This is a genomic window from Pseudomonas sp. 3296 (assembly GCF_031456615.1).
Lineage (GTDB): Bacteria > Pseudomonadota > Gammaproteobacteria > Pseudomonadales > Pseudomonadaceae > Aquipseudomonas > Aquipseudomonas mucoides.
Genome location: NZ_JAVDUY010000005.1, coordinates 158489 through 169338 on the forward strand (window position 1 = coordinate 158489; position 10850 = coordinate 169338).

Below are 10850 nucleotides of genomic sequence, written 5' to 3' on the forward strand. Positions count from 1 at the left end.
TCTACCCGGAAACGATGGTGAGGAAAGTGGCGTTATTCCACGATGCATGCACTGCGCTGTAACGGGGCTCACTTAAAATAAGGGCTTTTTGCTGAACTTCAAGCCATTCACGGCAGAAGTTACTTGTTGATTTAATGGGTAAAGCGCGCGCAAAGCAATGGGTCGGGTGCAGGAGGTGCTTTCTGCTACCATAGCGGCTCTGTTACTTCAGGTGTCTGATCATGGCATTTCGCCCTCTTACGGCCAGAGCACCCGCCGTTCTGCTTCGCGAAGCCAAGCCGCTGAAAGCTATTTTTGGCCACGCTCAACGCCTGGGTCATTTACAACGCCTGCTCGAAAGCCAACTGCAGCCCGCCGCTCGCGAACACTGCCATGTAGCTTCGTGGCGCGAAGGCAGTTTGTTGCTGATCGTCACCGACGGACACTGGGCCACGCGCCTGCGCTATCAGCAAAAGCGTCTGCAACGCCAGTTACAGATGTTTGACGAGTTCACCAGTCTGACCCGGATTCTGTTCAAGGTGCAGCCACCGACCGTGCAACAAGGCGCGGCAGGGCACACCATCAGTTTGTCGTCCGATGCGGGCGCGACCATTCAGGCCACGGCTGACGGGATCAGCGATCCGAATCTGCGGGCTGCACTGGAACGCCTTGCGGCGCACGCAAAACCAAAGACCTGACACGCCAATTCCTGTAGGCGCAGGGCTTGCCTGCGATGGGCACGCCGCAGTGCAACAGATACACCACGTTATCGTTCATCGCGGGCAATCCATGCGCCTGCAAGGTTCAGCGGCTTTTTTTGCCACCTAGCAGTGACCCCATCAACCCGCGCACCAATTGTCGGCCCAACTGATTAGCCGCTTGTCGCATTGCCGATTTCAACGCCTGCCCGGCCGCCGTCCCGAGAAACTCCCCGGCCTGCTCGGTGAAACTTGGCCCTTCGGCTGCAGGTTTGGCCGGCGCGGCCTCGGGATCAGGTGCCAACCCCTTACGCCCCATCAGCACTTCATAAGCCGACTCCCGATCAATCGGCTTGTCATAACGCCCTTGCAAGAGCGAACTGGCGATCAGTGCCGCACGCTCGGCCTCGCTCAACGGCCCGATCCGCGATTGTGGTGGCGCGATCAACACACGCTGAACCATCTCCGGCGTGCCTTTATCGGCCAGCGTCCCGACCAGTGCCTCGCCGATCCCCAGTTCGGTCAACACCGACAAGGCATCGAACGCCGGGTTCGGCCGGAAGCCTTCGGCCACGGCGCGCAGGGATTTCTGCTCCTTGGCGGTGAACGCACGCAAACCGTGCTGGATGCGCAGCCCCAACTGAGCCAGCACGTCATCCGGCAGGTCACCCGGCGATTGGGTGACGAAATACACGCCCACGCCTTTCGAGCGAATCAGCCGCACCACTTGTTCCAGTCGATCCTGCAGCGCCTTGGGCGTCCCGGCGAACAGCAAATGAGCTTCGTCGAAAAACAACGCCAGCAGCGGTTTGTCCGCATCTCCGCGCTCCGGTAATTGCTCGAACAGTTCGGCGAGCAGCCACAGCAGGAATGTCGCGTACACCTTCGGAGCTTCGTGAACCAGACGACTGGCATCCAGCAAATGAATGCGTCCGCGACCGTCAGCGGTTGGTTGCAGAATGTCTTCGAGTTGCAGCGCCGGTTCGCCAAACAGCGCTTCGGCGCCTTGTTGCTCCAGCGTCGCCAGCCGCCGCAACAACGCCTGACTGGAACCGGTGGTCATCAACGCGGCGTCATCGCCGAGCAATTCGGGGTTATCACGCAGGTGATTGAGCAGCGCCTTGAGGTCCTTGAGGTCGAGCAGCAACAGCCCTTCGCGGTCCGCTACCTTGAACGCCGCGTACAGCGCCGACTGCTGGCTATCGGTGAGTTCCAGCAGGCTGCCCAGTAACAATGGGCCCATTTCACTCAAGGTGGTGCGCAATGGATGACCGGACTGGCCATGAATGTCCCACAGCGTCACCGGGTACGCCTGGGGCTTGTGGTTCAGCCACGACATCCCGGCGATGCGCTCGGCGATCTTGCCTTGGGGGATGCCGGCGGCGCCGAGGCCACACAGATCGCCTTTGATATCGGCGGCAAACACCGCCACGCCTGCGTCGCTGAAGGCTTCGGCCATGCGCTGCAAGGTGACGGTTTTACCGGTCCCGGTAGCGCCGGCGACGAGGCCGTGGCGGTTCGCCAGACGCATGGCCTGAGCGATGGGCTGGCCGGCAAGGTCGGCACCGAGAACGAGTTGCAATGAGTCAGGCATTTTGTCACCCAATGGTTAATCTTTGATCCGGCGCGGCCGATACAAAACAAGAGACTACAAAGAAATCAGCGTCGGTATTCCCTAAGGACAGGACAGAACTATCAGCTGCTTTTCACCCTGCCCGTTTTGCGTGCCTTTATAAAAGCACGCCCTGAACAATAAGACCTTAGCGGAACCCCAAGCCATGAACAAAAACCTGCGCTTCAGTCATAAAATCTTGCTTGCCGCCGCCCTCATTGTTATTGCTGCCTTCGCCTCGTTCACCCTGTACAACGACTATTTACAGCGCAACGCCATCCGCGAAGACCTGGACAATTACCTCAATGAGATGGGCGACGTCACCGCCAACAACATCCAGACCTGGTTGGCCGGTCGTATCCTGCTGATCGATAACCTCGCTCAAAACATCGCCATCAACCCCGAACAGTCCAATGTCGCCAGCCTGCTTGAGCAGAAAGCCCTGACGTCGACCTTCATGGCATCCTACCTGGGCGATGCCACCGGCAGCTTTACCATTCGCCCCGACGCCAAGATGCCGGCCGGCTTCGATCCACGGGTTCGCCCTTGGTATAAAGGTGCCGAAAGCAGCAGCACCGCGACCCTGACCGAACCGTACATCGACGCGGCCACTGGCCAGACCATCATCTCCATCGCCACCGCCTCGAAGAAGGCCGGGCAAAGCGTCGGCGTGGTGGGCGGCGACCTGAGCCTGCAAACCCTGATCGACACCCTCAGCGCCCGTGATTTCGACGGCATGGGGTATGCCTTCCTGGTCAGCGCCGACGGCAAGATCCTGGTGCACCCGGACAAAGCCCTGGTCATGAAGTCCCTGAGCGAGGCGTACCCGAAAAATACCCTGCGCATCAGCAGCGACTTCAGTGAGGTCGACGTCGACGGCAAGACCCGTATCGTGACCTTCACCGCGATCAAAGGCCTGCCATCGGTCAACTGGTACATCGGCCTGTCGGTGGACAAGGACAAAGCCTTCTCGATGCTCAGCTCGTTCCGTGCATCCGCCGTGGTCGCGACCATTATTGCCGTGGCGATCATCATCGCGCTGCTGGGCATGCTCATTCGCATCCTGATCCAGCCGCTGCACGTCATGACCCGCGCCATGGAAGACATCGCTGACGGTGAAGGCGACCTGACCAAACGCCTGACCATCCAGAACAACGACGAATTCGGCATCCTCGGCACAGCGTTCAACCGTTTTGTCGAACGTATTCACACCTCGATCCGTGAAGTGTCCTCGGCCACCGGGCAAGTCAACGAAGTGGCGCTGCGCGTGGTGGCCGCCTCGAATTCCTCGATGTTCAACTCCGATCAGCAGGCCTCGCGCACCAGCAGCGTCGCCGCCGCGATCAATCAACTCGGGGCCGCCGCCCAGGAAATCGCCCGCAACGCCGCGCAAGCGTCGAGTCAGGCCAGCGATGCCCGCAGCCTGGCCGAAGATGGCCAGCAAGTGGTGGACCGCAGCATCAAAGCGATGAATCAGCTGTCGAGCATGCTCAGCGCCTCGAGCACCAACATCGAATCGCTGAACAGCAAAACCGTGAACATCGGCCAGATCCTCGAAGTGATCACCAGCATTTCCCAGCAAACCAACCTTCTTGCACTCAACGCGGCCATCGAAGCAGCCCGTGCCGGTGAAGCCGGCCGCGGTTTCGCGGTGGTGGCAGATGAAGTGCGCAACCTGGCACACCGCACGCAGGAATCGGCGCAACAGGTGCAGACCATGATCGAGGAACTGCAAGTCGGCGCCCGCGAATCCGTCAGCACCATGAGCGACAGCCAGCGCCATAGTCAGGACAGCGTTGAAATCGCCAACCTGGCGGGCGAGCGGTTGAACAGTGTGACGTTGCGCATCGGCGAAATCGACGGGATGAACCAGTCGGTGGCCACCGCGACGGAAGAGCAGACGGCAGTGGTGGAGTCGATCAACGTCGACATTACCGAGATCAATACGCTGAACCAGGAAGGCGTGGAAAACCTGCAATCGACGTTGCGTGCGTGCTCGGATCTTGAGCAGCAGGCTTCACGGCTGAAACAGTTGGTCGGCAGTTTCCGTATCTAGTGTCAGTTAGGGCCCCATCGCGAGCAGGCTCACTCCTACAAGGTTTTGCACTGAACCTGTAGGAGTGAGCCTGCTCGCGATAGCGGTCTATCAAACGCCACAAAAACCCCGCTAACACCCCACCCCAAAACCCCAACCGAACATCTATCCTTCATAAAGGTCAACCTAGGGAGAACAACAGACCGGAGGGCCGCTCATCGTGCATATCGCGGACATCACCATGTTCTACGCCCCGGCCAGTGGCGGCGTGCGCACGTATCTGGATGCCAAGCACCGTCGCCTGGTGATCAAGCCAGGCATTCGTCACAGTCTGTTGATTCCAGGCGCACACCTGAGTGAAACGGATGGCGTCTACACAGTTCCTGCCCCCGCCCTGCCCTTCGGCAAGGGTTATCGTTTTCCCCTCCGCCTCGCTCCCTGGCGAAATGTCCTGCAGGATTTACAGCCCGACCTGATCGAAGTGGGCGACCCGTACCTAACCGCTTGGGCGGCACTCGACGCGCGGCGCCAACGGGATGTCCCGGTCATCGGCTTTTATCATTCGGACTTGCCGCTGCTGGTCAGCAACCGGATGGGAAATTGGGTGACCACCAATGTCGAGGCCTATGTCAGCAAGCTCTATGGCAACTTCGACCGGGTGCTCGCGCCGAGCCGGGTCATGGCCGACAAATTGAGCGGGCTGGGCGTGAAAAACGTCTATGTCCAACCCCTGGGCGTCGATTTGCTTACCTTCAATCCCGATGCCCGGGACCCTGGCCTGCGCGCCGAACTGGGCATCGATGAAAATACGCATCTGCTGATTTTCGCCGGGCGCGGTTCCAAGGAAAAAAACCTGCCGGTGCTGCTCAAGTGCATGGCACGCCTGGGGCCGCGTTTTCACCTGCTGCTGGTGGGTTCGTCGATGCCGGCCACGGTGCCGGACAACGTCACGGTGGTCGATGGGTTCTGCCCGGCCGCACACTTGGCGCGGCTGATGGCCAGCGCCGATGCCTTGTTACATGCCGGCGATCAGGAAACGTTCGGGCTGGTGATACTCGAAGCCATGGCCAGTGGTATTCCGGTGGTCGCCGTGGCCGCCGGTGCCTTTCCGGAAATAGTGACCGAACACTGCGGTTTGCTTTGCACGCCGAACAATCCGACAGCCATGGCCAACGCCGTTCGCGAGTTGTTCAGCCAGGGCAGCGCGGCGCTGGGCAAATCAGCGCGCAGTCATGTCGAGCGCCAATACAGCTGGGACACGGTGGTCAACAGCCTGCTGGGGCACTATCACGCCGTACTCGGCAGCCAATGGCCACTGGTGGCCCATGGTTAACCCGATGAGTCCGTCCAGCGTCTTACTGGTACTGCACGACGTTGCGCCGCCTACCTTGGCCGACTATCAACCGTTCGTTGAAGCCGTCGACGCCTTGGGCGAGGTGCCTATGACTTGGCTGGTGGTGCCGGATTTTCACAAACACAACGGCCTTGAGGCTCATCCGGAATTTCGACGTGTGCTCACCCATCGTGTTGCGCGGGGTGACGAACTGGCCTTGCACGGGTACTTTCATTGCGATGAGGGCCCACCGCCCGACACTCCGCGAGACTGGTTCATGCGTCGGATCTACACCCATGAAGGCGAGTTTTACACCCTGTCGCAACGCACCGCGCTCGACCGGTTGCGCGCCGGCATTGAGGTCTTTGATCGTTACAACTGGCCGCTGGACGGTTTTGTCGCCCCGGCCTGGCTGATGAGCGAAGGGACGCGCGAGGCCTTGCGCCAACTGCCACTGCGCTACACCAGCGATTCCCAGCATCTGTATCAACTGCCGGATTTCACACCGATGGATGCACCCGGCCTGGTCTGGAGTGCACGCAGCGCCTGGCGCCGGGGCCTGTCGAAACTGCTCAGCGATCAGCGCGAACAACAATGGCGCGAGGCGCCGGTCATTCGGCTGGGCCTGCACCCGGTGGACATGCGCCATGAGTTCTCCCGCCATTACTGGTTGCAAACCCTCAAGCGTTTGCTCGATGGCGGGCGCGTACCACTGACCAAATCGCAATGGCTGGCGCTGCAACGCGCCCCGCTCGGCCGCTCCGCATGAGCCGTGGCATTCTGCTGTTCGTCGCCCTGCTGGCGGCAGTGCTGATCCCGCTGCTGCTGGGCGGCAACCAAACCTGGTCGCGGCTGCAAAGTTTTCCAGTGAGTTGGCTGCTGACCATGTTCGGCATGATTCTGCTGTGCTGGGGGGTGAACACCCTGCGCCTGCGTCTGTTGCTGGGCGATCAGCGCGACAAGGTCAGCCCGCTCAAAAGCCTCGGCGTCGTCATGGCCGCCGAGTTTGCCTATTGCGCCACACCCGGCGGCAGCGGCGGACCGCTGGCGATCATGGCATTGCTGGCACGCAATGGTGTGCGACCGGCCAGGGGCAGCGCGGTGTTCGCCATGGACCAACTCAGCGACCTGCTGTTTTTTCTCTGCGCACTGAGCGGGATTCTGATTTATGCGCTGTTCCAGCACCTCAGCCAGCGCCTGGAGTGGCTACTGACCGTCAGCGTGATTTCGATGTTCGGTGGGTTAATCTGCTGTGTGACGGCTGCGCGCTACCATCGACTGCTGATTCGCCTGAGCGGGCGGTTACTGGCTCGCCTGAATGTAAACAGCACAACGCGCCTGCGCTGGGCACGAAAACTCCTGCACTTTCTCGCCGCATTCACGGACACATTGAAGTTGCCCTTGCAGACATTGATCACGGTGTTTGCGCTGACCTGCGTGCATTGGGTATTGCGCTACAGCGTGTTGTACCTGGCATTGCGCGGGCTGGGGGCGGATTTGCAGTGGGCCTGGTGCTTTTTGATCCAGATGCTGTCACTGAGTGCAGGGCAGTTCAGCCTGCTGCCGGGCGGCGCCGGGGCGGCGGAGTTGACGTCGGCAGCCTTGCTGGCACCGATGGTGGGGAAATCAACCGCCGCAGCGGCGATTCTGATCTGGCGGGCGGTGACTTATTACTTCTACCTGATCGCGGGTGGCCCGGTGTTTTTGTTGATGCTGGGACGACCGCTATTGAGGAAGTTAATGAAGTTCAAGCAGGCTTGATCTTGTCTTCAGGGGCTTGCTGTAACTGTTCCCACAACTCGGCAGCACCGGAAAACTCCGTACCGTCTTCCGGGCTCATGTCATCAGGGTCATAACGACTCAGACAACCTTCGCCCAAAGTAGCGGGCGCTTTGGAAGTGGCTTTATCCAGTGGATCGGCCATGGTCAATGTCCTCAGTGCAGAAACGGCGAAAGGCCTGAAGCGATTGAACGCCCAGGCCCTTCGAATTTCAACTGTAATGCACTGTTATCAGAACACGACTGTCTTGTTGCCGTGTACCAACACCCTGTCTTCCAGGTGATAACGCAGACCGCGTGCCAACACCATTTTCTCGACGTCACGGCCGAAACGCACCATGTCTTCAATGCTGTCACTGTGGCTGACCCGCACTACGTCCTGCTCAATGATCGGGCCGGCATCCAGCTCTTCGGTCACGTAGTGGCAGGTGGCACCGATCAACTTCACACCGCGCAGAGAGGCCTGGTGATATGGCTTGGCGCCAACGAACGACGGCAGGAAGCTGTGGTGAATGTTAATGACCTTGTGCGCGTATTCACTGCACAACGCCGGCGGCAGGATTTGCATGTAACGGGCAAGTACCACCACTTCAGCATCGTGCTGTTTGACCAGACGCGAGACCTCGGCGAACGCCGGCTCTTTGTCCTGTGGATTGACCGGCACATGGTAATAAGGAATACCGTGCCACTCGACCATGCTGCGCAAGTCGTCGTGGTTGGAAATCACGCAGGAGATCTCGCAGTCCAGTTCATCGCTGTGCCAGCGGTGCAGCAAGTCAGCCAGGCAGTGGGATTCGCGGCTGGCCATCAGTACCACGCGTTTTTTCTGCGCGGTATCAGTGATGCGCCAATTCATCGAGAACTCTTCAGCTATCGGTGCAAAGGCTTCGCGGAAGGCTTCGATACCGAAAGGCAGCGAATCGGCACGAATTTCGTGACGCATGAAGAACCAGCCACTGAGGTTGTCCGAGTGATGGCTCGCTTCGGTGATCCAGCCGTTATGTGACGCCAGAAAGTTACTGACTTTAGCAACGATGCCGACGCGGTCCGGGCAAGCAATCACCAGACGAAAAGTGCGCATGAGGGGGAAACTCCAGAACTTCGCAAAGGCCGCCATTCTAGCGATTACGCAAAAAAACTGCAGTATTGATGACGTCTTGCCTGGCACACGGTCTGTGGAGCCGGTCAGGAAAGCACTCGCTCCCCGCGCGGTGGTGATCTTTTAGTCGATATCAAGAGTCCATTTGTGAAGATCTGTGATGACTGCATCACACTATTTAATCAGCTCTTCAATTTTGCGCCCTATTCCTGACAACTAATTTAATTAAAACGCTGGTTAAATGTTTACTTGATGAAACACCCTGACTATTATTGCGGCACTGTCCCCCTGCCATCCAGTCTCCAACATAAGGTAGTCCTCATGTCCTTGATCAACGAATATCGTGCCACCGAAGAAGCTATCAAAGAGCTGCAAGCCCGTTTGAAGAACCTGTCCCAAGACGACAAACTGCAAACCGAGCTGGAATTCGAAGGCAAACTGCGCACCCTGATGGGCGAATACTCCAAGTCCCTGCGCGACATCATCGCGCTGTTGGATCCAGAGTCCAAATCCAAAGCGCCACGCGGCGGTGCAGTAAAAACTACTGGCACCAAGCGTGCTCGCAAAGTTAAACAATACAAAAACCCGCACAATGGCGAAGTCATCGAAACCAAAGGTGGCAACCACAAAACTCTGAAAGAGTGGAAAGCCAAGTGGGGCGGCGACGTGGTTGAAGGCTGGGCTACCCTGCTGGGCTAAGCTGTAACGCTTGTCACAGATAGCTTCTCACAAAAGAAAAGTGACAAAAAATAACGCCAGCGAAAGCTGGCGTTTTTTTTGCCTGTCATTTAGGCATGTCTGTTTTCGTTTTCAAAGATTCAAACGTTTGCGTAATGCTTCGACATAATTCTGCCATTCGCTCAGCACCTCTCGCTGAAACGATGTAGCAGTTTCATTCAATTGGGCCGCGGCTTCTGTAAAACTATTCAGCGTATTGGGTGCCCCGCATTCGGGCACTGTCAGACGTTGCTGACAGAATAATTGCCAACGCGCTTGCTCCTCGGAATTCAACGTATCGGGGAAGTTGCGTGCGCGATATCGAAACAATAATTCCGGTAAGCGTTCGTCATCGAAAGGCCACTGCTCTTGTGATAATTGGGCAGGGTCCGCGGTTCGCACTTGCTCGCATAGACGCCGGTCCCGATCACCGATAAAACCATCGTATAACTGTTGCTCGGGGTCCTGACTCGACGTGAAATCTTCGCTGGCATAAATCGCCTGCACTTTATCTCGCCACACTAGTTGTGCGTCGATTAGCCGCAGCGACCGTTCCTGATAAAGCGCCATGTCCAGCCCCAGACGTTGCTGGTCGTCAGGTCGAAGTACCGACAACGGTGCGACCACCGGGCACTTGTTGATGTGAATAAGTTTAAGCGGCACCGGCAGTTCGCCTTCGATCAGTTCATCGCGACGGGTGTACAGGCGCTGACGCAAGGTCTCGGCATCCAGATCCAGCAGGCCCTGGGGATCCAGATGCAGGTCACAGACAATCAAGGCATTCTTGTTGCGCGGGTGCCAGGCCAGGGGCAGCACCACGCCGACGTAACTGCGCGCGGCCGAGAACCGCCCGGAAATATGCACCATCGGCTGCAAGAGGCGGATCTGGTCCATCACCTTTTGCTTACTGCGCAACTTGAACAGCCAATCATACAACTTCGGCTGTTTTTCACGAATCAGCCGCGCCAGCGCAATGGTGGCGCGAACGTCCGACAGCGCCTCGTGGGCATTGCCATGATCAATATTGTTGGCGGCGGTCAGCCGTTCGAGCTTGAGCGTTACTCGCCCTTCTTCATCCGTCGGCCAGACGAGCCCGTCGGGACGCAAGGCATACGCTGCACGCACCACATCGATCAGGTCCCAGCGACTGTTACCACCCTGCCACTCGCGAGCATATGGGTCGAAAAAGTTTCGATACAGGCTGTAACGGGTCATCTCGTCGTCGAAACGCAGGGTGTTGTAACCCGCCCCGCAGGTGCCCGGCGCCGCCAACTGGGCGTGCACCCGGGTCATGAAGTCCGCTTCGCTCAAACCCTGTTCGGCCAGTCGACCGGGCGTGATTCCGGTGATTGCGCACGCCGCCGGATGCGGCAGGATGTCTTCACTGGGCTGGCAATAAAGGTTGACCGGCTCGTCTATTTCATTGAGATCGAAGTCGGTGCGAAGCCCTGCCACTTGCAGTGGGCGGTCGCAACGGGGGTTGATGCCAGTGGTTTCATAGTCGTACCAGAAGATCGAGGTCACGGGCTGTTCCTGAACTGAAGATCGGCAAAGTCTAGGCGTTCACATCCCGCCCCGGCCAGTAATCTGTCATTCAA

Annotated in this window: 10 protein-coding genes; 6 read left to right on the forward strand and 4 right to left on the reverse strand. The window is 58.6% G+C overall.

Annotated features, from left to right (window positions below):
• The first annotated feature begins 221 nt into the window (after positions 1-221).
• The gene (locus tag J2X66_RS14860; RefSeq protein ID WP_310265568.1) at positions 222-677 is read left to right on the forward strand and encodes a DciA family protein; all 456 of its coding nucleotides are present in this window, start codon (positions 222-224) and stop codon (positions 675-677) included.
• A 106-nt stretch (positions 678-783) separates the two neighbouring features.
• Here J2X66_RS14860 and J2X66_RS14865 read toward each other — a convergent pair whose 3' ends face one another.
• The gene (locus J2X66_RS14865) at positions 784-2271 is read right to left on the reverse strand and encodes a helicase HerA-like domain-containing protein (RefSeq protein ID WP_310265571.1); all 1488 of its coding nucleotides are present in this window, start codon (positions 2269-2271) and stop codon (positions 784-786) included.
• Between the two features lie 184 nt (positions 2272-2455).
• Between J2X66_RS14865 and J2X66_RS14870 the strand changes: the two genes are divergently transcribed.
• From J2X66_RS14870 to J2X66_RS14885, 4 genes are all read left to right on the forward strand, one after another.
• Entirely contained in the window at positions 2456-4345 is a 1890-nt protein-coding gene (locus J2X66_RS14870) for a methyl-accepting chemotaxis protein (protein WP_310265573.1), read from the forward strand.
• Positions 4346-4544: 199 nt separating this feature from the next.
• Positions 4545-5657 carry a glycosyltransferase family 1 protein gene (locus tag J2X66_RS14875; protein WP_310265575.1) on the forward strand — a complete coding sequence of 371 codons (1113 nt, stop codon included), beginning with the start codon at positions 4545-4547 and terminating at the stop codon, positions 5655-5657.
• Positions 5650-6426, forward strand: a complete 777-nt coding sequence (locus tag J2X66_RS14880; RefSeq protein ID WP_310265577.1) for a polysaccharide deacetylase family protein — start codon at positions 5650-5652, stop codon at positions 6424-6426. The genes J2X66_RS14875 and J2X66_RS14880 overlap by 8 nt, the downstream gene beginning before the upstream one ends.
• Positions 6423-7418 carry a lysylphosphatidylglycerol synthase transmembrane domain-containing protein gene (locus tag J2X66_RS14885; protein WP_310265579.1) on the forward strand — a complete coding sequence of 332 codons (996 nt, stop codon included), beginning with the start codon at positions 6423-6425 and terminating at the stop codon, positions 7416-7418. Before J2X66_RS14880 ends, J2X66_RS14885 begins: the two co-directional genes overlap by 4 nt.
• Here J2X66_RS14885 and J2X66_RS14890 read toward each other — a convergent pair.
• The gene (locus J2X66_RS14890) at positions 7405-7581 is read right to left on the reverse strand and encodes a hypothetical protein (RefSeq protein ID WP_310265581.1); all 177 of its coding nucleotides are present in this window, start codon (positions 7579-7581) and stop codon (positions 7405-7407) included. The genes J2X66_RS14885 and J2X66_RS14890 overlap by 14 nt on opposite strands.
• Positions 7582-7668: 87 nt before the next feature.
• Positions 7669-8517, reverse strand: a complete 849-nt coding sequence (purU, locus tag J2X66_RS14895; RefSeq protein ID WP_027922916.1) for a formyltetrahydrofolate deformylase — start codon at positions 8515-8517, stop codon at positions 7669-7671.
• Between the two features lie 339 nt (positions 8518-8856).
• Here purU and mvaT point away from each other — a divergent pair, with 339 nt between their 5' ends.
• The gene (gene mvaT / locus J2X66_RS14900; protein WP_007945872.1) at positions 8857-9234 is read left to right on the forward strand and encodes a histone-like nucleoid-structuring protein MvaT; all 378 of its coding nucleotides are present in this window, start codon (positions 8857-8859) and stop codon (positions 9232-9234) included.
• 111 nt (positions 9235-9345) lie between these two features.
• Here mvaT and sbcB read toward each other — a convergent pair whose 3' ends face one another.
• Entirely contained in the window at positions 9346-10776 is a 1431-nt protein-coding gene (gene sbcB, locus J2X66_RS14905; protein WP_310265584.1) for an exodeoxyribonuclease I, read from the reverse strand.
• Positions 10777-10850 lie beyond the last annotated feature (74 nt).